19 protein-coding genes and 1 pseudogene are annotated in these 23,697 nt (G+C 70.3%); 10 read left to right on the top strand and 10 right to left on the bottom strand.

Annotation, left to right across the window (positions count from 1 at the left end; translation table 11 throughout):
- Nucleotides 1-309 precede the first annotated feature (309 nt).
- Nucleotides 310-2,367: an MDR family MFS transporter gene (locus PBV52_RS13335; protein WP_373921859.1), complete on the top strand. Its 2,058-nt coding sequence runs from the start codon at nt 310-312 to the stop codon at nt 2,365-2,367.
- Between the two features lie 262 nt (nt 2,368-2,629).
- Here PBV52_RS13335 and PBV52_RS13330 read toward each other — a convergent pair whose 3' ends face one another.
- Nucleotides 2,630-3,121 (bottom strand): GNAT family N-acetyltransferase, encoded by a 492-nt coding sequence (locus PBV52_RS13330; protein WP_274238563.1) that lies wholly within the window; start codon nt 3,119-3,121, stop codon nt 2,630-2,632.
- Between the two features lie 97 nt (nt 3,122-3,218).
- Between PBV52_RS13330 and PBV52_RS13325 the strand changes: the two are divergent.
- From PBV52_RS13325 to PBV52_RS51695, 3 genes and pseudogenes are all read left to right on the top strand, one after another.
- A pseudogene (locus PBV52_RS13325) lies at nt 3,219-3,929 on the top strand (hypothetical protein).
- On the top strand, nt 3,926-4,078 hold the full coding sequence (locus PBV52_RS51700) for a hypothetical protein (RefSeq protein ID WP_373921858.1): 153 nt from the start codon (nt 3,926-3,928) through the stop codon (nt 4,076-4,078). The pseudogene PBV52_RS13325 and the gene PBV52_RS51700 overlap by 4 nt, the downstream one beginning before the upstream one ends.
- 37 nt (nt 4,079-4,115) lie before the next feature.
- The gene (locus PBV52_RS51695) at nt 4,116-4,274 is read left to right on the top strand and encodes a hypothetical protein (RefSeq protein WP_373921857.1); all 159 of its coding nucleotides are present in this window, start codon (nt 4,116-4,118) and stop codon (nt 4,272-4,274) included.
- Here PBV52_RS51695 and PBV52_RS13315 read toward each other — a convergent pair.
- Complete coding sequence (locus tag PBV52_RS13315; RefSeq protein WP_274238562.1) at nt 4,263-4,700, bottom strand: DUF1992 domain-containing protein; 438 nt, start codon at nt 4,698-4,700, stop codon at nt 4,263-4,265. The two genes, PBV52_RS51695 and PBV52_RS13315, sit on opposite strands and share 12 nt — an antisense overlap.
- 97 nt (nt 4,701-4,797) lie before the next feature.
- Here PBV52_RS13315 and PBV52_RS13310 point away from each other — a divergent pair, with 97 nt between their 5' ends.
- Nucleotides 4,798-5,190 (top strand): hypothetical protein, encoded by a 393-nt coding sequence (locus PBV52_RS13310; RefSeq protein WP_274238561.1) that lies wholly within the window; start codon nt 4,798-4,800, stop codon nt 5,188-5,190.
- A 32-nt stretch (nt 5,191-5,222) separates the two neighbouring features.
- Here PBV52_RS13310 and PBV52_RS13305 read toward each other — a convergent pair whose 3' ends face one another.
- A complete protein-coding gene (locus tag PBV52_RS13305; protein WP_274238560.1) occupies nt 5,223-5,894 on the bottom strand; it encodes an O-methyltransferase in 672 nt (223 codons plus the stop codon).
- A 150-nt stretch (nt 5,895-6,044) separates the two neighbouring features.
- On the bottom strand, nt 6,045-7,178 hold the full coding sequence (locus PBV52_RS13300; protein ID WP_274238559.1) for a DUF2330 domain-containing protein: 1,134 nt from the start codon (nt 7,176-7,178) through the stop codon (nt 6,045-6,047).
- A 331-nt stretch (nt 7,179-7,509) separates the two neighbouring features.
- Between PBV52_RS13300 and PBV52_RS13295 the strand changes: the two genes are divergently transcribed.
- A complete protein-coding gene (locus PBV52_RS13295; RefSeq protein WP_274238558.1) occupies nt 7,510-9,576 on the top strand; it encodes a phosphatase PAP2 family protein in 2,067 nt (688 codons plus the stop codon).
- Between the two features lie 141 nt (nt 9,577-9,717).
- Here the strand turns inward: PBV52_RS13295 and PBV52_RS13290 are convergent, their stop codons facing one another.
- From PBV52_RS13290 to PBV52_RS13270, 5 genes are all read right to left on the bottom strand, one after another.
- On the bottom strand, nt 9,718-11,379 hold the full coding sequence (locus PBV52_RS13290; RefSeq protein WP_373921856.1) for a hypothetical protein: 1,662 nt from the start codon (nt 11,377-11,379) through the stop codon (nt 9,718-9,720).
- Nucleotides 11,380-11,411: 32 nt separating this feature from the next.
- Nucleotides 11,412-15,617: an AAA family ATPase gene (locus tag PBV52_RS13285; RefSeq protein ID WP_274238557.1), complete on the bottom strand. Its 4,206-nt coding sequence runs from the start codon at nt 15,615-15,617 to the stop codon at nt 11,412-11,414.
- Nucleotides 15,614-16,483, bottom strand: a complete 870-nt coding sequence (locus PBV52_RS13280; RefSeq protein ID WP_274238556.1) for a hypothetical protein — start codon at nt 16,481-16,483, stop codon at nt 15,614-15,616. Before PBV52_RS13280 ends, PBV52_RS13285 begins: the two co-directional genes overlap by 4 nt.
- A gap of 45 nt (nt 16,484-16,528) precedes the next feature.
- Complete coding sequence (locus tag PBV52_RS13275; protein ID WP_274238555.1) at nt 16,529-18,550, bottom strand: P-loop NTPase fold protein; 2,022 nt, start codon at nt 18,548-18,550, stop codon at nt 16,529-16,531.
- 161 nt (nt 18,551-18,711) lie between these two features.
- Nucleotides 18,712-19,137 carry an ATP-binding protein gene (locus PBV52_RS13270; RefSeq protein ID WP_274238554.1) on the bottom strand — a complete coding sequence of 142 codons (426 nt, stop codon included), beginning with the start codon at nt 19,135-19,137 and terminating at the stop codon, nt 18,712-18,714.
- A 92-nt stretch (nt 19,138-19,229) separates the two neighbouring features.
- Between PBV52_RS13270 and PBV52_RS13265 the strand changes: the two genes are divergently transcribed.
- The 3 genes from PBV52_RS13265 to PBV52_RS13255 all read left to right on the top strand — a co-directional run bounded on the left by PBV52_RS13265 (nt 19,230) and on the right by PBV52_RS13255 (nt 21,006).
- Nucleotides 19,230-20,078: a helix-turn-helix transcriptional regulator gene (locus PBV52_RS13265; protein ID WP_274238553.1), complete on the top strand. Its 849-nt coding sequence runs from the start codon at nt 19,230-19,232 to the stop codon at nt 20,076-20,078.
- Entirely contained in the window at nt 20,038-20,322 is a 285-nt protein-coding gene (locus PBV52_RS13260) for a DUF397 domain-containing protein (protein WP_274238552.1), read from the top strand. The genes PBV52_RS13265 and PBV52_RS13260 overlap by 41 nt, the downstream gene beginning before the upstream one ends.
- A gap of 63 nt (nt 20,323-20,385) precedes the next feature.
- Nucleotides 20,386-21,006, top strand: coding sequence for a hypothetical protein (locus PBV52_RS13255; protein WP_274238551.1), 621 nt, complete (start codon nt 20,386-20,388; stop codon nt 21,004-21,006).
- Nucleotides 21,007-21,041: 35 nt separating this feature from the next.
- Here PBV52_RS13255 and PBV52_RS13250 read toward each other — a convergent pair whose 3' ends face one another.
- Complete coding sequence (locus PBV52_RS13250; protein WP_274238550.1) at nt 21,042-22,211, bottom strand: steroid 3-ketoacyl-CoA thiolase; 1,170 nt, start codon at nt 22,209-22,211, stop codon at nt 21,042-21,044.
- A 192-nt stretch (nt 22,212-22,403) separates the two neighbouring features.
- Here PBV52_RS13250 and PBV52_RS13245 point away from each other — a divergent pair, with 192 nt between their 5' ends.
- A complete protein-coding gene (locus tag PBV52_RS13245; protein ID WP_274238549.1) occupies nt 22,404-23,639 on the top strand; it encodes a cytochrome P450 in 1,236 nt (411 codons plus the stop codon).
- The last annotated feature ends 58 nt before the right edge of the window (nt 23,640-23,697 follow it).

Genomic DNA, 23,697 nt, shown 5'->3' with positions numbered 1-23,697 from the left:
GTTGTCGGCCGCTCTCGGCGCACCGCACTGCGGGCAACGGTGGCCCTCAGGGCCATCCGGGCTGCCTGGCCTGGTCGGGCTGTCAGGGCTGTCCGGGCCGGCCGGGTCCTGCGGACCCTTCGCTCCCTCGGTTCCCCTCGGCTCTGTCACGCGTTCGTCCCCTCCCCTCGCGAACTCCCCAGGTTATGCAGACGTTCCTCACGCCACCTCCCCAACCCCCGGAAGGACCGCTTCCAAACGGACTCGACAGGCCATAACGGGGCACAGCGATCACGATGGGAGGGGTAACGACTCGCTCGGGAGGTCTTCATGGCCGGGGACGCGCACGGTATGACGGGAAATGTGCGTGACGCGCAGCCCCCGAAGCGGGGAGTCGAGGCGCACGAGAACGTGCCCGGCAACGTCCTCGTCTCCATCGGCGCACTGCTTCTCGGCATGCTCCTCGCCGCGCTCGACCAGACCATCGTGTCCACCGCGCTGCCGACCATCGTCAGCGACCTCGGCGGCATGGATCACCTGTCGTGGGTCGTGACCGCGTATCTGCTGGCGTCCACCGCCGCGACACCGCTGTGGGGCAAGCTCGGTGACCAGTACGGGCGCAAACGGCTCTTCCAGATCGCGATCGTGATCTTCCTCGTCGGTTCCGCGCTGTGCGGCATGGCGCAGGACATGGCTCAGCTCATCGCCTTCCGGGCCGTGCAGGGGCTCGGCGGAGGCGGGCTCATCGTGCTGTCCATGGCGATCGTCGGCGACATCGTCCCGCCTCGTGAACGTGGGCGGTATCAGGGGCTGTTCGGTGCCGTGTTCGGGGCCAGCAGTGTGCTGGGGCCGTTGCTCGGCGGGGTGTTCACCGAGCATCTGAGCTGGCGGTGGGTGTTCTACGTCAACCTTCCCGTCGGCATCGTCGCCCTGGCCGTCATCGCCACCGTCCTGCGCATTCCGCGCAGGTCGACGCGGCATGTCATCGACTACCTCGGTACGCTCCTCATCGCCTCCGTCGCCACCTGCCTGGTGCTGGTGGCCTCCCTCGGGGGCACGACGTGGGGCTGGGGGTCGGCGCAGACCGTCGGGCTCGTCGTCCTCGGGGTGGTGCTCTCCTTCGCTTTCGTCGCCGTGGAGCGCAGGGCTGCGGAACCCGTGCTGCCGCTCAAGCTGTTCCGCGTGCGGACCTTCACGCTCTCCGCGGTCATCAGCTTCATCGTCGGGTTCGCCATGTTCGGCGCGATGACCTATCTGCCGACGTTTCTCCAGGTCGTGCAGGGGGTCAGCCCGACCATGTCCGGTGTGCACATGCTGCCGATGGTCGTCGGCATGCTGCTGTCGTCCACCGGGTCCGGGCAGATCGTCAGCCGTACCGGGCGCTGGAAGGTGTTCCCGATCGCCGGGACCGGGGTCACGACGCTGGGTCTGCTGCTGCTCCATCAGCTCGACATGGACAGCTCCACCTGGGAGATGAGCGTCTACTTCTTCGTCTTCGGGCTGGGGCTCGGGCTGGTCATGCAGGTGCTGGTGCTGATCGTGCAGAACGCCGTCTCGTACGCGGATCTCGGCGTCGCCACCTCCGGGGCGACCTTCTTCCGGTCCATCGGGGCCTCGTTCGGCGTCGCCATCTTCGGCACGATCTTCGCCAATCGGCTCGATGACCAGCTGGTGGAGGCGTTCCGCGGAGCCCGGCTTCCGGCCGGTGTCTCGCTGGAAGGGCTCGAAGCGGACCCGCGCGACATCGCCCAGCTGCCGGCTGCGCTGCGGCCGGCCGCGCTGGAGGCGTATGCGACCTCGATCACCGACGTGTTCCTGTACGCCGCTCCTGTGGCGCTGGTGGGGTTCGTACTGGCCTGGCTGCTGCGTGAGGACAAGCTGCGGGGGTCCGTGACCGCCCCTGACGTGACCGAGACGCTGGCCAGCAACCCCGTCGAGCGGTCGTCGTACGACGAGGTGTGCCGGGCGTTGTCCGTGCTCGGTACGCGGGAGGGGCGGCGCGAGGTGTACCGGAAGATCACCGAGCGGGCCGGGTACGACCTGCTGCCCGCGGCCAGTTGGCTGCTGCTGCGGATCAAGAAGTACGGCTGGGTGGAGCCGGCGGTGCTCGCCGAGCGCAGCGCTGTGCCGCTGCCGGTGATTCTTGACGCCGCTCGGCAGGTGGAGGGGCGGCGGTTGGCTGTCCGTGAAGGGCTTGACCTTGTGCTGACGGACAGGGGGCGGGAGGTGGCCGAGCGGTTGGCTCGGGTGCGGGAGGAGTCGTTCGCCGAGTTGCTGGGGGACTGGTGGGGGCCGGATCGGCCTACCGATCTGGTCCAGTTGGTGAAGGAGCTGAATGAGGAGCTGTGCGGGTCGGATCGTGAGCAGCCGGGTGCCTCCGGCGGTTGAGCCGGGGTGCCTGCGGCGGCCTGTGCGGGTGCCTTCGGCGGTGGGGCGGGGGATGCCTGCGGCGGCCTGCGCGGGTGAGTGGGGGTGCGCGTTGCGCCTGCGGGTGCGTTGTGGGTCGGGGCCGTGCCGGGGGGTGTCCGTCCTCGGTCGGGCGGTTGCCGTACGTCAGTGGGGTGCCCTGTGTTGACGCCCGCTGCTGCGGGCGGACACCCCCCGGCACGTCCCCTTCCCGCCGTGCGCGGGTGCGGCGCCACGGGGGTGGCTAAGCGAGGTCCTTGCTGAACCAGTGCTCGGCGTAGATGTCGTCGTTGTGGGGGGCCGTCTCCTCGTAGCCGAGTCTGGTGTACAGGGTGCGGGCCTCCGTCAGGTCGTGGCGGGTGTCCAGGATCATGCGGGTGGCGCCGAGGGAGCGGGCCGTGGCCTCGGCGGCTCGTACGAGGGTCTGGCCGCCTCCCTTGCCGCGCATCGGCTCGTGGAGGAAGACCCGCTTCAGTTCGGCGGTGTCCGCGTCGAGGAGGCGTACGCCTGCTGAACCGGCCGGCTCGCCCGCGTAGCGGGCCACCAGCAACGTGCCTTTCGGCGGCTGGAGTTCGTCCCAAGCGTGCGCGGCGATCTCGCGTTCCAGCTCGGCCGGGTCGGTACGGCGTCCCTCGTGCAGGAGGTAGTAGCGGTCGCTGACCTCCGTGTAGTACGCCCGCCAGAGAGCGGTGGCGGTGGGGGAGTCGTGGGGTTCCGGGGCGACGGTCCAGGTCATGCGGGACATTGTCGGAGGGTGACTTAGTGGGCGCGCAAGCGAATTACACCCACTGCGGCGGCTGTTTGAGGGGCGCCTTCGGGGCAACCCGGCAGACATGTCCACAGGTGTGATCGTTCTGATCGTGATTGCGGCGGTCGTCGTCGTGCTCGGCGCGGCCGTCCTGGCCCTGCGTGCTCGGGGTATGCGGGGCAGTGAGGGGCTGAAGCGGCGCTTCGGGCCCGAATACGAGCGGGCCCTGGCCCGGCACGACGGGGACGCCGAGGCAGCCGAGCGTGAGCTCGCCCTGGGGGCACCTCCCGCTCGAGCGTAGTCGAGAGTGGGGGAGGGTGGAGCGCACGGCGGGCTGCGGGAGCGGGCGCTGGAGCCGGTCGAGCTCGAGCGGTTCGAGGCCCGCTGGACGGCGGCCCAGGAGCGTTTCGTCGACTCGCCGAAGGAGGCCGTCGACGAGGCGGACCGGCTGCTCGCGGACGTGGCGCGGGCACGGGGTTTCCCCGACGGCGCGCAGTACGAGGAGCAGCTGTCCGCCCTGTCCGTGCACCACGCGGACCATGTGCAGGGCTACCGGCACGTGCACCGCGTCGCCCATGCGCGCGTGGGCGGCGGACCGGAAGGCGGTGGGCCGGGTACGGAGGAGATGCGCGAGGCCATGATCGAGGCCCGGGGCCTGTTCGAGGACCTGACGGTCGAGCGCCACCGCAGGGTTTCCCGGGAGCCGCACGAGTCCCGGAGGGACACCGACGGCCACCGCGGCCATCTGCCGTGGACGTTCTCTGGACGTCACGCGAAGGGGAGTCGAGCGACATGACGGACGTGACGACCGGCAGGGGAACCGACTACGAGCCGGCGAAGAGCGGACCCACGCCGCTCCTCCCGCACGACGAGTCCGACAAGTTCGAGCTGCAGTTGCAGCACGCGGTCTCCGGGGTTCGTCGACGGTCCCCGGACCGCCGTTGAGGAGGCCGACCACGTCCTGGAAGAGCTCACCGGTCGCTTGACCGAGGCGGTGGCGCAGCGTCGCCGTACTCTGCGTGGGTCCTGGCAGTCCATGGAAGCGGCCGAGGACGAGCCCGGTTCGTCCACCGACACCGAGCAGCTTCGGCTTGCGCTGCGCGACTACCGCGAGCTGGCGGAACGGCTCCTACACGTCTGAGGCGTCCGCCCGCCGACCGCTCGCCGCCTCCCGGCGCTCCCGCCACTCGCGTACGACCTCTTCGACGTCGTACGGCTTGCGGCCCAGGGGCGGGCCGGGGGGCGGCTTCAGCAGCATGTCGCGGATCTTGACGTTCACGTCCGTGATGATCTTCCGGGCGAGCCGCTCCGTCGGCGCCGCGTACGCCGCCGTCAGCGCGTCCTCCGCCTCCTTGCGCAGGGCCAGCGCCGGGGGCAGGACCGACAGGCCCTCGCGGGCCATCTTGCGTTTGACCCACCACAGTTCGTCGTACGGGGATTCCAGATCGTTCGGCAGGGGTTTGCCCGCTCCGGGCAGTCTGTCGAAGTCGCCGCGCGCCTGCGCGTCGTGAATCTGCTTGTCGACCCAGGACTCGAACGGGACACCGGGGGGCTTTCGCTCGGTCATGAGTTCATTGTGCCGGACGCGGCGGTGCCGGGCGATTTATCATGCGGCGTCGTGGCCAAAACGGCCGCTGTACAAGGATGTTTCAGGAGGAACGCACGTGCTCGAACTCACCATGGCCGCCGTGTCCGCGGCGGACGAGGGTGCCACGGCCGGCATGCTCATGGCCGACGCGCCCAGCGAGCCGGGTGCCGTGCTGCGGGTGGGCCGGGACAAGACGGTGTGCCGGCTCTCGACGCCGGACGACTGGCTGTTCGTCTCGCGGGTCCACCTGGAGTTCCTGTGCGGCCCGGACGGCGGCTGGCAGGTGAGCTGGCTGCGCGGCTCGCAGCCCGACCCGTCCTCCGAAGTGCGGCTGACGGTGGGGCAGTACGCGCAGCCGATCGCCTACGGCGGGACAGTGCCGCTGCCCAGGGGCGGCAGCGGCGAGATCGTCATCCAGGACCGCACGGAGCCGCGCAGCGTCAACGTCGGCTTCTATCACGAGGCTTGAGCCCCGGGGCCTGTCGGGCAGGCCCTCGCCGCTTACGCCAGCACCCGCGCCAGGGCGAAGCCGTCGTAGCCCTTGCCGCCCACCGTCTGGATCGCCGTGCCGCTCAACCTCGGGTGGCTGCCGATCAGTTCGATGGCGGCGCGGGTGCCCCGGATGTCCGGCGCGGTGCTGTCCGCGTCGGCGACCCGGCCGCCGCGCACCACGTTGTCCACGATGATCAGGCTGCCGGTGCTCGTGAGCCTGAGGGCCCAGTCGACGTAGTGAGGGTTGTTGGCCTTGTCGGCGTCGATGAAGACCAGGTCGAAGGGGGCCGGGTTCTCGTCGGCCAGCTTGGGCAGCGACTCCAGGGCCGGCCCGACCCGCACCTCGACGATCCTGTCCAGGCCCGCCCGCGCGATGTTGCGGGTGGCGACCTCGGCGTTCTTGGCGCTGTACTCCAGCGAGATCAGGCGGCCGTCGGCGGGCAGGGCGCGGGCCAGCCAGATGGTGCTGTAGCCGCCGAGCGTGCCGATCTCCAGGATGTTGCGGGCGCCCTGGATCTGGGCCAGGAGATGGAGGAACTTGCCCAAGGGCGCGGTGACGTTGATGTGCGGGAGCTCGGCCGCGTCGCTGTCGCGCAGGGCTGCCTGGAGGGTGTCGTCCTCGGGGGAGAGGTGGGCGGAGAAGTACTCGTCGACGTCGTCCCAGAGCTGCGACTCGCTCATCGCCTTGCCTTTCGTATGGCTAGTTAGAAGCGGTAAGTAGAAGAGCTAACTAGATGTCCTAATGAACATAGTCGCGTGCCCCGTTCCCTGTCGGGGATTTTCCTCGTCGGGCGTTTCCGTTTCCCCGCCAGGGACTCCAGGATCGTGGATTCAGCCGATCGGCGCAGGCGCCGGTGCCTCCGGTCGCCGGGACCGTCGTACGGCGAACACCGCTGCCGTCGCCACGACCAGGGCGGGCCCGCCCGTCACCGTCAGCAGCCACGCCGGGACACCGGCCACCGTGCGCAGCCGGTCCTCGTAGATCACCTGCTGGAAGGTGTCGTCGGCCGCCCGGTGCAGCACGTGGTCGCCGGAGATCCGCTCGGGGTGCGGGAACTCCTGGCCGATCGCGGTCAGGAACGGGGTGCCGGCCGCCAGCTCGGCCAGCGGGCCGGACTTCGCCGTCACCCGGCCGGCGTAGGTGACGCGGGGGCGTTCGCCACCGATGCGGGACGCCGGTTCCATGCGGTGCGCGGCCAGGACGTACAGGCCCAGTGACTGCCGGGTCTCGGCGAGGCGGGACAGGCGCATCGGGTAGACCGGCTCATCGGCCCGGAAGGTGAGGTGCAGCGGGTCCAGGGTGCCGGTCAGCGGCTCGCCGGTGCTGTCGGGGGCCAGCTTCACGGCGACGTACTCCCACCGCTTTTGGACGTACGGCCGCAGGGCGCCGGCCAGGCGGGCCGGCAGGGCGAAGCCGTTGCTGTCCAGCCAGCCGCCGAGCGCGCCCGGGTCGGTGGCGGTCAGCCGGGCCACGTCGAAGGGGCCGAGCCGCTGCCGGCCGACCACGTTCACGGCAGGGGTACGTCCGGCGCCGAACCGGGGCCCGCGCGGGCCGCCGGCCGTGCCGTCGCCGGTCACCAGGGGCCAGTCACCGTCCTGGGGCCAGAAGTGGTACCGGTCGCGGTGCACGGGCGCGGTGACGTCGTGCAGTTCGTCGAAGAGGTCCGGGTCGCCGAGCCGGACCGTCGCCCGCCCCGGCACCGGCATGATCCACGCGACCCGCTCGGCGTCCCCACGGACGGTCAGCCGCATCACGACCTGCTCGCGCGTCCCGTCCCAGCGGACCACGGACTCCTCACGGCCGACCGTCACGCGTCGTGCGTCGGCGGGCACCATGGCCCCGCAGCCGCACGCCCAGGCGGGCGCCACGAGCTGTCCGAGCTGAAGGGCGAGCAGTGTCAGGACGAGGGTGAGAGCTCGGCTTCGGGCCCGCCTCCGTACCCCTCCCCGCAGTAAGCCGGCCATGGTGCGCAGCCCCTCCATCCCCGCAAGCCCCTCCACCGTGCTGACGCCAGGGCTTCAGACGGTACGGCGGATGATCCGGTTCCGGGGGCCGGTCCCGCCATGTGAACGATTCCGCGCCACCTCCGGCGATCCACGGGAGGCGACCGGACCGGCCCCCGACTATCGTCATCCCGGACAAAAGGAGAGCAAAGGGGAGCAAAGGAGAGCGGGCGTCAGGTGCAGACGGGGTTGCCTGCGTCTCTCCCCGGGGGCGGTGCGGGCCTCACCGGGTCCGTGACGATTCCTTACGCGCGGGACGTGTGGGACGACCGGGGCGGGAGGCCTACGAGGCGTGGCGAATGCGGATCACGGTGGGCGACCGGCGCAGGCACTTGGAGCCACGGCCGTCGGCACGGTTCAGGCACGCGTTCGCGTGGCGCGCCTCGGCCTGTGGCTGGTCGCCGCGATTCTCGGGGTACGGCAGGTGGCCGTCGTCCTCAGCACCCCGTCCGGGGAGCGGCTGACGGACCTGGAGACCTGGGTCGGCCCGGACGGCGTCCTGCATGTGAAGGGCTCGCTGTACGACTCGACGCAGTTCACCGGTACGCCGTTCGGCGGGCTCGTCCTCAAGCCGCTGACCCGCGCCGCCGAGCAGGCCCTCGGCTGGGGCTGGACCTTCGGCACCCTCCTGCTCGTCGCCGCCCTCGGCCTGGTCGCCGCGCGCGCCCTGCCGCAGCCGGTGAGCAGACGGACCTCGCTGCTCGCCGCGCCCGTCGCGATCAGCCTGCTCATGCTGTCGCTGCCGGTGCGCAACACCCTCTACCTCGGCCAGACCAGCATCATGCCGGTGCTGCTCGTCCTGCTCGGCTGCTTCGCCGTGCGCGGCGAACGCGCCGGCGGCGTGCTCATCGGCCTCGCGGCCGCGCTCCAGCCGACCCTGCTGCTGTTCACCCCGCTGCTGTGGTTCACCGGCCGCCGCCGGGCCGCGCTCTCCACGGGGGCCACGTTCGCCGCGAGCACCGTGCTCGGCTGGGCGGCGATGCCGCACGACTCGTACACCTACTGGGTTCACCACATGGGCGGCGTCGGTCTCGGCGGCCGCGCCGACGACCTCGCCAACCAGTCCCTGCACGGCGCGCTGCTGCGGCTGGGGCTGACCGGACCGCTGGAGATCGCCCTCTTCCTGCTCCTCGGCGCCGCCGTCGCCGTGCTCGCGCTGCGCCGCGCCGTGCGCTACGCCCACGACGGACAGCTCCTCCTCGCCGTCGCGATCACCGGCTGCGCGGCGATCGTCATGTCCCCCACCGCCTGGCAGCACCAGCTGCTGTGGGTGTTGCTCGCGGTCGTCGGCCAGGTCGGCAAGCGGGCCTCCGACCGGTACGTGTGGCCGGTCGCCGTCATCCTGATGATGACGCTGCCCGCGAAGACGATGGTGCCGGACAAGGTGATCTTCCACCCCCTGCGCGCCGACCTGATCCTCCTCGCCGCGCTCGCCACAGCCGCCGTCGTCCCGTTCCTGTCGCGCACGTCGCCGTACTGGCAGACGCCGATCCCGACGCGGTACGCCGACCCCGTCCCCTCCCGGTTCCGGCACATCCCGCTGGTGCAGTCCCTGCGCCGGGTGATCACCCGCCCGAACCTGCTCTTCGAGCTGTTGCTGATCCGGGTCACCTACTACGCGTACGCCCAGATCCGCCTCGCCGCGGCCGGCGGCTCCAACTCGGCGGGCCGGGTCACCGCCGAGGAGCACGGCGCGGAGATCCACTCCATCGAACGCGCCCTGCACATCGACATCGAGTACTGGGCCAACCACGCCGTGGTGAAGGTCGACTGGCTGCGCGCCTTCTTCGACTTCTACTACGAGTCGTTCCACTTCGGCGTCCCGCTCGCCATACTCGGCGTCCTCTACTGGCGCCGCCCGGTCGACTACCGCTGGGCCCGCTCCGCGATCGGCTTCGCCACCGTCTTCGCCCTGATCGGCTTCTGGCTCTACCCCCTCGCCCCGCCCCGCCTGATCCCCGGCCTCGGCATCATCGACACGGTCAACGGCCCGCAGGACTTCACCCAGCCCGACTACGGCACGCTCACCGACCTCACCAACCAGTACGCCGCGATGCCGTCCCTGCACTTCGGCTGGTCCCTGTGGTGCGGCCTCGTGATCCTCATCCTCGCCCCCAAGTGGTGGATGAAGCCCCTCGGCCTGCTGCACCCGCTCTTCACGGCCACCGCGATCGTCGTCACCGGCAACCACTGGGTGCTGGACGCGGTAGGCGGCGCGATGGCCGTCGGCGCGGGCTTCGGCATGACGTACCTCCTCCAGGGCCCGCGCGCGAGGACGGTGACGGCGCAGGCTGAGGCTGAGGCGGAGAAGCTCAGCAGCGACTCTCCGGCTTCGGTGAGGGACCGTACTCCGAGCTGAACGGTCTGGCCGGGGTATGGGTTCGCGGCGGGGGCGGTGCGCAAGGCGGACATCGACGCGGATGCTTGCGGTCGCCGGTGGATGGTGGAGGCGGTCGGCGGCGCCCGCGTGCCCGGGGCGGGACGGCGTGGGCGAAAGTGGTCAGCAGCGATTCCCCGGCTTCGGTGAGGGACCGTACTCCGAGCTGATCCGGTACTCGCCGGGGGCGGAGACCGTGAGGCGGGTGAACTCGTCCTGTTGGGTGAGGCAGCCGCCGCTGTCCGTGCGCAGCCAGGGGGAGTAGGCCACGCGCAGGGTCGTCGTCCCGGCCCGGGGCATGCGTACGACGATGTCGGCGCTGGACGTCGACACGACGCTCGCGGGGGCGGTCACCAGCGGGACCGCGTCCCGTACCCGGTACACCCGCCAGTGCTCGTCCTGCCACACCGGCTCCAGCCACGCCGGCCGATGGTCCCGTATGAGCTGTGCCTCGACCTTGGCGTACCCGTCGGGCCTGCCCAGCGGCAGGACGACGAAGCCGACGGCCCAGCGGTCCAGCCACGCCCGGTAGGTGGCGGGCGAGAAGGAGCCGTCGTAGAACAGGCGGGCGCGCTCCATGTCGAGCTGCCGGTTCCAGCCGCGGGCCATGTTGACGTGCGGGGCGAGCCCGCTGGCCTCGCGGTGGTTGCGGGCCGGGACGACCTCGACGCGGGTGCGGTCGGCGCCGAGGCGGTCGAGGGCGCGGACCACTCCGTGGGTCTCGGCGGCCCAGGCGGGCACCCGCGTGGAGACGTAGAGGTCGTCGGCGGTCCTCTTGCCGACCCAGGCGACCGAGAAGACGAGGGCCGCTATGAGGAGGTTTCTGCGGAGCTTGTGCAGGCCGGGGTGGCGCCTGTGGAGGCGGGGCAGGGCCAGCAGCGCGGCGAGGATCGCGGCCGGGGCGAACAGCTCCGCGAACCGCTCGACGTTCGTGCCGATCGGCGAGGCGACGAGATACGTCAGGACCGTCCCGGCCGCGTACACGGCACCGCTCCAGCGGGCGACGCGCCAGGTGCGGGGGGCCAGGACGGTGACGGCGAGGCCCAGGAAGAACGGCGGCCAGATGCGGCCCGCGAACATCAACTGCTCGCCCTTGAAAGGGAAGAGGAGGGTCGTCGCGCCGACGGTGACGGCGGGCGGGACGAGGAGGGCGAGGGCGCGGGCGTGTTCGCGGGTGGCGAGGAAGGCGGCGCCGACGACGGCGAGGAAGAGGCCCGCCACCGGGCTGGCCATGGTCGCGAGGGCGGCGTAGGCGGCGGCGAGGACGATCCGTCGCTCACGGGTGAGCAGGAGGCAGGCGGCGAGTCCGAAGGCGACGCCGAGGGCGAAGGTGGTGCGGCCGGAGGCCACGTTGCACCACAGGGCGAAGGCGGCGAGCAGGGCGGGGCCGAGGGGTCTTCGGACGCCGTCGGCGCGGGTGATGAGGACCGCCGCGAGCCAGGTGGCGACGAGGCCCGAGACGACGGTGACCGCGCGGACGCCCAGCGTGGCCATCAAGTACGGGGATATCAGGCTGTAGTTGGCGGTGTGCGTGCCGCCGTACCAGAAGAGGTTGTAGGCCGAGCCGCCGTGCCGATCCGCGAAGCCTGCCCAGGCGTACTGGGCCGCCAGGTCGCCGCCTCCGGTGGCGAGGAACGCCCACCAGAGCGCGTAGAGGGGGACGGTGGGGAGCGTGGCCAGCAGCGGGATCCGGTGCCGGCTCCACACCGTGCGCAGCAGCTGGTTCCGGGCAGGGGGCGCCGTCTGCGGGGCTGGGGCGCGGGTGAGTTGCTCGGCTTGGGCCACGTGAGCGAAGACGTGGAACGCGGGGGAAGCGTTCACTGGCGGGCGAAGACGGCCACGTCGCTGCCGAAGGCACAGACCAGGTCGCCCGTGTCGTCGAGGAGCACCGCCTGGGAGACGCCGGGGACCTGGAGCATGCCGACGGGCGTGCAGTTCGCCAGGTCCCAGATCCGGACCGTGTCGTCGAGGGAGCAGGTGACGGCGACCGGGCGGCCGTCCAACGTCCCGCACCGCACCGAGTGCGCGGCTCTGCCGTGTCCGGTCATCGGCCGGCCGAGCAGCCGGCCCGTGCCGAGGTCCCGCACCTGCACCGTGCCGTCCCGACCACAGGTCACCACCACGGGACGGTCGTCGACGGCGCCGCACGCGATGGCGAGGGCACTGTGCTCAATCTCCGTGATCGAGCGGCGAGTTGCCAGATCCCAGAACTGCGTCACCCCCTCACCCGAGGTGACCGCGATCAGGCGACCGGCCACGACGGTGGAGGCCATGGCCCGGCGCGCCCCTCGGTCGATGTGGAGGCACCGGTACAGGGGCCTTCCCGTTTCGAGGTCCCACACCCACAAGGTGTCGTCCTGCGCACTGCCGACGGCGACCGGGCGGCCGTCCAGGACGTGGCACGCCACCTGGGACACGGCTTCGCTATGGCCGGTGAGATATCCGGACGTGGCCTGGCGTTCCAGGTCCCAGACCCGCACCGAGCGGTCCAGGGAGGCGGTGACGGCGACCGGCCGACCGCGCAGCGTGGCGCACGCCACGGCTCGCACGTCATGCCGGTGTCCTTTCAGGGGATCACCGATGGGCCAGCAACTGCTCGGATCCCAGATCCGGACCGTCATGTCGTGGGAGGTGGTGACGAAGACCGGCCATCCTTCCAGCTCGCCGACGTCCACGGCGGTGATCCGCTGGGTGTGGCCGGCAACCGCGCGGCCGAGGGGCCGCGAGGCGGACAGGTCCCAGACGCGGACCACGTCGCGTGAACCACTCACCGCGACGTGTTGCCCGGCCAGCGACGTGCGCGCCAACGATGTGCCGGCGTTGCTCTCGCTGCTGAGGCTTTCGACCAGCCGGTGGGACTCCAGATCCCAGACGGCCAGGGCCCGGTCGTGTGAACAGGCGACGGCGACCGGACGGCGATCCAACCGTGTACAGACCAAGGCGTGCACTTGAGTGACGTGCGACTCGAACTCCGCCAGGCGCTCACCTGTCTCCGGATCCCAGATGTGCAACTTCCCGTCCTGCGCCCAGGCAACGACAACCGGGCGGCCGCCCAGTTCCGTACACGCCATCGCCCTGGCACGAACTCCCTCGGAGCCCCACAGCCCGCCCCGCTCCCGGCAGTTCGCCAGGTCCCACGCCCGCACCCCCGAGGTCGTGGAGCCCGTGACGGCGACCGGGCTGCCGTGCACCCTGGCGACCGTCAGCGCGCTCACCCGGCCGCCGGCATTCATCGGCTTGCCGACGGGGCTGCCCGTGGCCAGATCCCAGACGCGCAGTGTCTCCGCACCGGTGACGACGACCGGGCGGCGGTTCAGCGTGGTACAGGCCACCGAGTCCACCCTCTTGGTGTGGCCGGTCATGGGTCTGCCCACGGGTTCGCAGGCGGCGAGATCCCAGGCGCGGACGGTCGCGTCGCTCGATCCGCTGACGGCGACCGGGCGGCCGTGGAGGGTCGTGCAGGCCACCGCGTCCACCTTCCTGGTGTGGCCGGTCATGGGTCTGCCGACGGGTTGGCCGGTGGCCAGATCCCAGATACGGAGTGTCTTGTCCACCGACCCGGTGACGACGACCTCGCGGCCGTCGAGGACCGTGCAGGCCACGGCGGCAACCTGCGCGGGGGGAACGGTGAAGGCGTTGAGCAGGTTGGCGGAGAGAAGCGAACCGGATGCGGCGAGGGGCTTCCACGTCAGCTCGGGCGTCCCGTTGTTGAGCGCCCTCAGGAGGGAGGATTCGTTGTAGCGGGCGGCGTCCAGAGCGAGGATGCGGCGCCGGCCGGCCGCGTCGAGATGGCGATGGAACTGGATGGACGCCCGGTAGACCGCGGCATGGAGCCGGGCGGTGTCGCTCCTGACCCCCAGCAGGAGCAGCACCAGCGTGTCGGCGTCGGCGTGTACGAGGTATTCGTGCTCGGCGACCAGGTCGTCGAGCAGGCCCGCGTGGGCCGCATGGACAGCGAGGTGCCGCAGGGCATACGGGTGGGCCCGCGCCCAGTCCCGCGCACCGTCGAGCCGGTACGGCACGGCCCGCCGCATGACTGTGGTGAACGCCCGGTGCGCCTTCCCGGCGTCCCACCCCCGCCGCACATACTCCGCCATCGCCTCGTGGTACAGCCGGTACACCGACCGCCCGTCCTCGACGGCCTCCACCACATACGCGCCCGCGTCCCGCCGCAACCGGCGCAGATCCTCGTTGGTGTAACGGCGCCGCCTGGACAACTCCGAGGCGAGCGGCGCCCAGATGTCCTCCCAGGGCAGGCCCTGGCCCTCGGCGTACGCCAGCGGCCGCAGCAGATCGAGGATCCTCTCGGCGCCCTCGCCGAAGCGCTGATGCAGGTCACGGTGCATGGCGTCGGCGGCCACGCGCGGCAGTGACCGGCGCCAGTCGGGATCCCGCGGGTCGGGCAGCCCAGCCGTCGCCGCGAGGGTGCCTGCCGTGATGCGGGCTACCAGGAAGGAGTGCCCGGCGGCCTGGGCGACGGCCTCCGCCACCCCCAGCCGTAGCTCGTCCGGGCAGTCCGGATACGGCGATTCGGGGTGCGCGTCGATCAAGTTGCGCACCGTGTAGGCCAGTACGGCCCTCGGGTCGGCGTAGCGAGAGGAGTCCAGGTCGATGTGGTCCCGCCGCGCCAGGTGCAGCGGGGCCAGGAGGTGGGGCCGGGTGCCGAGGAGCAGGCGCAGGTGAGGCCGCGCCAGGTCCATCAGGGGGCGCAGCACCTGGCCGCACAGGGAGGACGGTGTCGCCGCCTCGTCCAGGCCGTCGATCAGCACCACGCGGGGCCGTTCGGGCACAGAAGCGTCGGCGAGGTGGTTCAACAGGTCGGCCACCGCCTCCGTCGGCGGCAGCCGGAGCGCCGCGGCGAGCGCCCGCACCACCTGCTGGTCGGTCAGGTTCTGGGCGTAGACCGCCGTACCGATCGCCTGCGGCGGCGGCAGCTGCCCGGCCCGCAGCCCCAGGCTCGCCAGCGGTACCTCCCGCCGGTACTCCGGGTCGCTCACCGCCGCCAACAGCCCCAGCACAGCCGTCTTCCCCGATCCGGGATCGCCGGTGACCACCAACGCGGGCCGCTCGTCCGGCAGTTCACCGAGCCAGCCCGTGATGTCCGCCAGCGCCCGATGCCGACCCGAGAACCACCATCCCACCCGGTCCTCGTCCCGGTGCCCCATCGCCCGCCGCAGCAACCGCGTCCGGAACTCCACGTCCCGCCGCTTGTCCTGCTCGTCCCACTCGGCGGCCCGTTGCAGGGCCATGTCGGTGTGGGACAGCTGCTTGCTGTGCTTGGCGTTGGGCAGGAAGGGCGGTATCTCGCCGGTCAGGCCGATGATCTCCAGGCCGATCCGCTGGTGGTCGGGGCGCTTGGGGTTGTTGCGGGTGGCATTGACCACCGCGTCCAGAGCCAGCAGCTCCGGTGTGTACCCGGCGGTGGCGAGGCTGGTCACCGCTTCCGACAGCAGCTCGGGGAAGGCTCCGGTCCGGGCGAGTTCGTACGGCTGGGTCGAGGTGATCAGCGCCAGGCCCGCGTCCTGCTCACGCCAGCCGCTCTTCAACTTCGCCATCGCCGCGAGCAGTTCATTGCCGCCCTGGCCGGAGTAGCAGGTGTCGAGCATCAGCAGCAGCCGCCGCACCTTCGTCCCGGCGAGGATCTTGCGGACCAGCTGGCCCGGCTGCAGCGCGTCGTGCAGGTCGTCGGGACGGGTGTCCGAGGTGAGGAGGACGTACTCGTCCTCGGCGCGCAGGAGTTCACCGTGCGCGGTGATGTACACGGCGACCACGTCATCGGGCCGACGCTCAGGCGCGCGGCAGAACTCCCTTAATTCCCACAGCAGTTGGTGCTGCGTCGGGTTGGCGCCCAGGTCGGGGACGTGCTCGTAGCCGAGCTTGGTGGTGAACAGCTCCACGATCTTGCGGCGCGCCTCGACGAGGCCCGGCCGGTCCCACTGCGGCGCGTGCGGGTAGTGGCTGACCGCGGTCGCGATCAGGAAGCGGCGCGGGCCGACGTGACCGGCAGCCGTCCCGCCGCTCATTCCAGTCCCTCCGCCACCGCCTCGCCCGTCTCCTTCGCGGTCAGGTAGAGGGTGGCGTCGTGGGCGTGCGAGCCGTTGTGGACGACCTTCCCCGTCACTCCTTGTCCCGCCACCCCTCGTCCCGTCACCCCCGTGCCGTAGAACAGCGACAGGTCCTTCACCGCCGCCACCACATCGCCCTCGTCGACGACGTTCGTCCACGTCGACGTGCCCGGCCAGCTGCCCGGTTCGGGCCGGAGCCGGTCGTACACCATCCGCATCCCCAGCGGCGAACCCAGCGTCACCAGCGCCCGCACCTGATGGCCGGGCTGCGCGCACAGCGCCTCGTACGCCACGACCGAGCCCAGCGAGTGGGCGACGACGACCCGGGTGTCCGGCCCGATCGCCTCCTCCACGCGGCGCCGCGCCGCAGCCCTCAAGCCGTCGTCCGTCAGATAGCGACGCACCTGCTTCAGGTCGAACACGAGGGCCCGCAGGGAGATGTCGGCGAAGAAGCGGGAGTGCTGGAGCACCCGCAACGCCGTCTGCACCGCCCTCGGCGAACGCGCCAGCGTGTCCGTCGCACCGGGTGGCGGTACCGCCGGGTCGGTCCGGGCGCACTGCGCCCACCACTCCAGCAGCAACTCCGCCTCGAAGCCCTCGTCGACGTCGTCCGGCGTGAACATCGGGTCCCCGACGGCCAGGGTGTGGCCCGGGGGCCGGAACAGGTCACCGTAGAAGGCGATGCTCAGGTCGTCCGGGGCGAGCCGCGCCCCGTAGCCCGCCCGGTCGAGGCCGTCGGCGAGTGCCGGTTCCCAGTCCTTGAGGAGCGTGTTGCTGCCCAACCGCTGCTTGCCCACCCCGTGCACACCGACGATTCGCGCCATCGCCCCGTCTGCCTCGTTCCCCCGAGCCGCGTAAGTCTCCTCACTCTAGACAGGAGGGACGGGCGGCAGGGCAGGCAACGACCAAGCTGTTCTGACGAGTTGGAGCGTGGAGCGGGCCAAGGTGTCGGCCGTGCCGATCTCTCGCTGGGCTCTGGCGAGGTCCGAGAAGGAGCCAAGGAGGTGGGAATCGGAGTCCTCGTCGATCCGCTCAAGGGGGAGTGAATCCGTGAAGATCCTCTGCACCGTGTCCAGATGGTAGGCGCGGTTCGCCAGCGTCGCGCCCATCCGGGCACGCTCTCCGCTCGCCCCGGCCCGCTGGTGGATCAGGTTGCCCAGTTCGTCGAGTGGGGCGTCCGCGGCGACCACGTCCCGGCGGAAGAGCTGCGCCAGCTCGGCGTGCTCCTCGGAACCGCCGGCGGTGTTGGCGATGCGGTCGACTTCGCGGTCGACCAGCTTCTTGGCCAGGTCGGACAGTAGCCGGACATCCTCCGTCGACACGTACGAGTAGGCCGCGCGGGCCGTCCGCAGGAGGTCACGCGGTATGCCGCCCGACAGGCAGTAGAACAGGGCGGCGAAGGGAACCGGCAGCCCCACCACCCGACGGCTCAGCAGCCGCTGGGCCGTCTCCAGATCGAGCGGCTCGACCCGGACGACCTCGTCGATCGCGCTGTCGAAGGCATCGCGTCGGCCGACCGGCGCCAACTCCGCCTCCCGCAGCGCCTCGTCGGAGACCGACAGCACGAACAGGCACTTCGGCACGTCGAACACGGCCTTGAGTTCGTTCAGGAACGTACGCGCGGTGGCGGCCGGCTCTATCCGGTCGAGTTCGTCGATACCGATCACCAACCGCCGCCTGCGCTGCTTGTCTCCGTCCAGCTCCTGCGCGGTCCGGCTGAGGAACCTCTTCAGGGTGTCCACGATCTCGGGGTACGTCTGCGGCTGCTCGGCGAGCGAGGTCGCCCTCTTCGCCGACAGGGTCCAGCTCCGCCAGCCGGCTCCGATGGCCGCCTCGTCCGACTGGGTCTGCAAGTAGCGGATCGAGCGCTTGTGCCGCTCGGCCTCCTGCGCGGTGGCCAGGCCTTCCTTGATCACGAGGTCGCACAGCTTGTAGAAGAGGTGGAGCATGAACTCCCGCCGGTCGAAGACGACCGGTACCGGCTCGACGAGGCTCAACTGCCCTGGGGAATCCCGTTTTTCGTCGACCTTGCAGAAGTTCTTCAGCAGTTGCGTCTTGCCTGCCCCGCGTGGCCCGGACAGAGCGATGCTTCCGCTCTCCATCCCCGCACTGATCACGTCCAGTTGACGGTCGGCCTGCGTCGGCACATGCTCATGGCCGGCGCGTAGCTGCCTCAGGCCCGGGGCGTCCGTGATGGTGAGGCGCGTGGACAGGACGCGCTGGGTCCGTCGGCGGATCTGATCCCGCAGGAAACTCAGCAAGACCTGCTCCACGGCCTCCTGCCAAACGGCCTTGGCCTGCCGTTCGGCTTGGTTCCGTTCCCCTGAATCGCGTACGGCGATCAAATAGGCGAGGGAGAGCGACTTCCTGGACGCAGCCTTTGCGAGTCTTCGAAGCGACAAAGGCACAAGCGCGAACAACGCGAGCGAACCCAGCATGAACCAGAAGCCCTCGCTGTACCCACCGACCTGTTCCAAAGGCCGGTCGTGCCGGAGCTGCCAGGCGACCTCCGTCGGGTACATCCCCGCAAAGAGCGAGCACAAGAGCGCCAGAACGCCATACGCGAAGCCCCCGGTGACGAGCAGTTGACGCCCCTTGGCCGTTGGTACGCCTGCCCGCACATCGCGCGACAGAAGGTAGTGGACACACCAGGGCACGAAGGCCACACCGGCGGCGATCAGGGCCACGATAAGGACGAATCCAAAGCCTTGACCCGCAACGGACTTGACCGAAACGGAACGGTCATGAGCCAGGGCGTCCTTGAGCGCGTCGCTCCAGCCGAATGCCATCGACGTCGTGAGCAGCATGAGCAACGCCAGCACGCCGGCCGCCACCAACACCCTGCGGAGCCGAGCCTCCAGACGAGCCCGGGAAACAGCGTGCTGATACATGTTCTGCGCTTCCTGGGCATGCCCCAGAATGACGTCACGCCGCCTTTCCGCGGCAGGTCTCAGCTGGTCCTCTCGCACGCCGCTTCTTTGCACTTCCTGCCCGTTCAGCACCTGCCGCAGCAGTTGCGCGAACAGTTCTTCCGGTTTCAGCTCCGACACCCTCAGGTACTTCCGCACCAACACTCGAACCACACCGCCTTGCCACCCCCCGACACAGGATCCACACCCCACTTGTCGACCACCGAGTCGAGCAGGAACAGCCCGCGCCCGCCCTCCGCCGACAGTGACAACTCGGCAGGCAGCACCGGGAGTTGACGGGACCCATCGGTGACCTCCACCCGAACCGCCCCCTCCTGCCGCAGGATCAGCACCTCACAGCGCCGGTCCGGAACATGCCGTACGACATTGGCGACCAGCTCCGTCACGCCCAGCTCCACGGCGTCGGTCAGTTCACGCATCTCCCACTCGTCGAGCAGCGAGCGCGCGATGGTGCGGATGTGCCGGGCCGAGTGTGTGCCGACGGTGAGGCGCAGGCGGTACTGGGCGCGGAAGGGGGCCAGGGAGGTGGGGGGAAAGTATCCGTTCACGGTACGAGCGTGACCTCGAGCGACTACTTTGGGCTACGGAACAGATACAACGGGTCCCGAAGTGGGCCCAGTTGCGTGAGAGGGGGCTCTGCGTGACCCACATCAACACCCTCGACCCCGGCGCCTCGCCACTCGACTACTTCGGCTTCGAGCTACGGCGGTGCCGCGAGGCCGCCGGGCTGACCCAGAAGCAGCTCGGGGGCATCGTCTACTGCACCGGTTCGCTGGTCGGCCAGATCGAGACGGCCCGGAAGCTGCCGACGCTGCAGTTCAGTGAGCGGGCGGATGCGGCGCTGGGGACGGGTGGGTTGCTGTCCCGGCTGCATGAGCTGGTGATGCGTAGTCAACTTCCGGCCTGGTTTCAGCAGGTGGCGGAGTTGGAGGCGCGGGCGACGGAGATCTGCACCTTCCAGATGGGCATGGTGCACGGTCTGCTCCAGACCCCCGAGTACGCGCGTGCCGTACTCGGCCTGCTGGACGACACGGACCTCGACGACCGCACCGCTGTACGACTCGCTCGCCAGCGCATCTTCGAGAAGGGGAAGCCACCGGTCCTGTGGGCGATTCTCAGTGAAGCCGCCCTGCACCAGGAGATTGGCGGTCGCGAGACGATGCGCGGCCAACTTGCCCACCTGTTGTCGTTCGAGCGTAATCCCCGGATCAACATCCAGGTGCTGCCGTTCTCGGCCGGAGCGCACGCGGGGCTGACAGGCTCATTCAACCTCTACCGCTTCGAGAGCGATCCGGACATCGTCTATATGGAGGGCTACGGGAGCGGGCACCCAACCGCCAACCCGGACACCGTCAAGGACTGCTCGCTCCGTTACGATCATCTTCAGGCCGCCTCCCTCTCCCTCAGGGATTCGGCGGAGCTGATCCGACGCGTGATGGAGGAACGCTATGGAGAGCAACCCGATCCCGACGGGGACTCGGTGGCGTAAGTCCAGCCACAGCAGTGACCAGGGCGGCAACTGCATCGAATGCGCGCCGCTCGGGGCCCTGGCCTGGCGTAAGTCTTCGTACAGCAGTGACCAGGGCGGCGACTGCGTCGAAATCGCCGAAACCCCTCACACCACCCTCGCCATCCGCGACTCCAAGAACCCGGCGGGGCCAACCGTCACACTCGACCCCGCCGCGTTCACCACGTTCGTCGACTGGACGGCATCCACCGCTCCGTCCGTTTGACAGTACCGAGCAGCCGATCAAGAGTGCATTCCGTGCCATAACGGACATGGGATGGAGTCAGGAATGCGCTTGTGCATCGGCCGTGGGCGTCGCAGCGTCATCGTTCCCGCACTGGCCGCGGGGCTGGCCATGCCTCTGGTGCTGGCAACCCCCGCCGCCGCGGCCCCCACCGGCATGGTCACCCGGTCCGGTGGGACCGTCACGTTCGTACCGTTTCCGGGTGCGGCCAATCAGGTGACCTTCTACGTCGCGGGCGACCTCACCCGGCTGCGAGTCTCCGACCCGGCCGGCATCACCGCGGGTCCCGGCTGCACCCAGACCAGCGCGCGCACGGCGACCTGCGGAACGATCGCCGGTGTCACCGGCATCCAGGCCGACGGTGGCGACGGGAACGACCGGCTCGCGGCCGAGGCGGATCTCCACATCCCCGTCGATTTCGACGGCGGCCCCGGCCAGGACATCCTCGTCGGCGGTACCGCCGACGACCACCTGGAGGATCCCGACGGCTGGCCCGTCCGCCCGATCCGGGCCACCTTCCGCGGCGGCGCCGGTAACGACACGTTCGTCAGCCGCAACAACGGCTTCGATCGCGTCGAATGTGAGGGCGGCAACGACACCGTCACGGCGGACATCGCGTTCCTGGACCGGGTCACGAACACCTGCGAGACGATCGACCGTGCCTGATGCCCCGCTCACCGGCCTGCCGTTCCGGTGGACGGCTACAGCCGCTGAATGATCGTCCCGGTGGCCAGCCCGCCACCCGCGCACATGGTGATGAGCGCGAACTCCTTGTCCGCCCGCTCCAGTTCATGAAGTGCGGTCGTGATCAGCCGGGCCCCGGTGGCCCCCACCGGGTGTCCGAGCGCGATCCCGCCGCCGTTGACGTTGACCTTCTCCAGGTCCTGCTCGAAGACCTGCGCCCAGCTCAACACCACGGACGCGAACGCCTCGTTGATCTCGACGAGGTCGATGTCCTTCAAGGACATCCCGGCCTTCCCCAGCACCGCCCGCGTCGCGTCGATCGGACCGTCGAGGTGGAAGTGCGGGTCGGCCCCCACCAACGCCTGCGCCACGATCCGCGCCCTCGGCCTCAGCTTCAGCGCCCGCGCCATCCGCTTCGAGGCCCACATGATCGCCGCCGCACCGTCGCTGATCTGCGACGAGTTGCCCGCCGTATGAATGGCTGTCGGCATGACCGGCTTCAGGCCGGCCAGCGCCTCCATGGACGTGTCGCGCAGGCCCTCGTCCTTGTCGACCAGCCGCCACATGCCCTGCCCGGCGCCCTGCTCCTCCTCGGTCGTCGGGACCTGGACGGCGAAGGTCTCCCTCTTGAACCGCTCCTCGGCCCAGGCGGCGGCGGCCCGTTCCTGCGAGAGCAGACCCAGTGAGTCGACGTTCTCCCTCGTCAGCCCCCGATGGCGAGCGATCCGCTCCGCCGCCTCGAACTGATTCGGCAGATCCACATTCCATTCGTCCGGGAACGGCTTCCCGGGCCCGTGCTTGGACCCCGACCCCAGCGGCACCCGCGACATCGCCTCGACGCCACAGCTGATGCCGACGTCGATGACGCCCGCCGCGATCATGTTGGCCGTCATGTGCGAGGCCTGCTGCGAGGACCCGCACTGGCAGTCGACCGTCGTCGCCGCCGTCTCGTACGGCAGGCCCATGGTCAGCCAGGCCGTGCGCGCGGGGTTCATGGACTGTTCGCCGGCGTGGGTCACCGTGCCGCCGACGATCTGCTCGACGGCGTCGGCGGGGATGCCGGTGCGGCCGAGGAGTTCGCGGTAGGTCTCGCCCAGGAGATAGGCGGGGTGGAGGTTGGCGAGCGCGCCGCCGCGCTTGCCGATGGGGGTGCGTACGGCTTCGACGATCACGGGTTCGGCAGCCATGGGTGCGGATCCTCTCCGAGGGCTCTGCGGAACTAGTACGCGTTCTAGTTCTGTGTTGCAGTGTGCTGACGGAGGTTCAACGACGGCAAGGGGTGTGCGGGCAATTGGGGGTTCCACGGCTATTGCTAGTTGTAGAACCCGTTACTACCGTCACGACGACCCCCTTTGCTGATGGACCGTCAGGAGCTGTCCATGCCCTGTCCAGCGCTTCCCGACGGGTTCGACTTCACCGACCCCGATGTGCTGCACCACCGCGTCCCCCTCCCGGAGTTCGCCGAGCTGCGCCGCGCCGAACCGGTCCGCTGGATCCCGCAGGCGGGCAACGTGGCCGGGTTCCAGGACGAGGGCTACTGGGCGGTGACCCGGCACGCGGACGTCAAGTACGTCTCGACGCACCCGGAGTTGTTCTCGTCCACCCTCAACACCGCGATCATCCGCTTCAACGAGCACATCGAGCGCGATGCCATCGATGCCCAGCGGCTGATCCTGCTGAACATGGACCCGCCCGAGCACACCCGGGTCCGCCAGATCGTCCAGCGCGTCTTCACCCCGCGCGCCATCCGCGCCCTGGAGGAACGCCTGCGGACGCGGGCGCGGGCGATCGCCGCGAACGCCCGGGAACACCCCGGCCCCTTCGACTTCGTCACCGAGGTCGCCTGCGAACTGCCCCTCCAGGCCATCGCCGAGCTCATCGGCATTCCGCAGGACGACCGGGCCAAGATATTCGACTGGTCCAACAAGATGATCTCGTACGACGATCCCGAGTACGCCATCACCGAGGAGGTCGGGCAGGAGTCGGCCACCGAGCTCATCGCGTACGCGATGAACATGGCCGCCGACCGCAAGGAGTGCCCGGCGAAGGACATCGTCACGACGCTGGTCGCGGCCGAGGACGAAGGCAACCTCCGCTCGGACGAGTTCGGGTTCTTCGTGCTGATGCTGGCCGTGGCCGGCAACGAGACCACCCGCAACGCCATCACCCACGGCATGCACGCCTTCCTCACCCACCCCGAGCAGTGGGAGCTGTACAAGAGGGAGCGCCCCGGGACGGCGGCCGAGGAGATCGTGCGCTGGGCGACCCCGGTGGTCTCCTTCCAGCGCACGGCGACGCAGGACACGGAGCTCGGCGGCAAGCAGATCAAGAAGGGCGACCGGGTCGGCATCTTCTACGCCTCCGCCAACCACGACCCCGAGGTCTTCGAAACCCCGGACGCCTTCGACATCACCCGCGACCCCAACCCCCATCTGGGCTTCGGTGGCGGCGGCCCTCACTACTGCCTGGGCAAGTCCCTGGCGGTCCTGGAGATCGACCTCATCTTCAACGCCGTGGCCGACGCCCTGCCCGACCTGCGGCTGGTCGGCGACCCCCGCCGACTGCGCTCCGCGTGGATCAACGGTGTGAAGGAACTCCGGGTCAGCACCGGCTGACCCGTCCCGAGGGAGGCAGGAGCACCCCTTTTCCCTACGCCCCGTTCCTGCCTCCCCC

It is taken from the genome of Streptomyces sp. T12 (genome assembly GCF_028736035.1).
In the GTDB taxonomy this organism is placed as follows: domain Bacteria; phylum Actinomycetota; class Actinomycetes; order Streptomycetales; family Streptomycetaceae; genus Streptomyces.
Note: the sequence above shows the minus strand (reverse complement) of the source record. Positions and strands in the feature narration are given on the sequence as shown.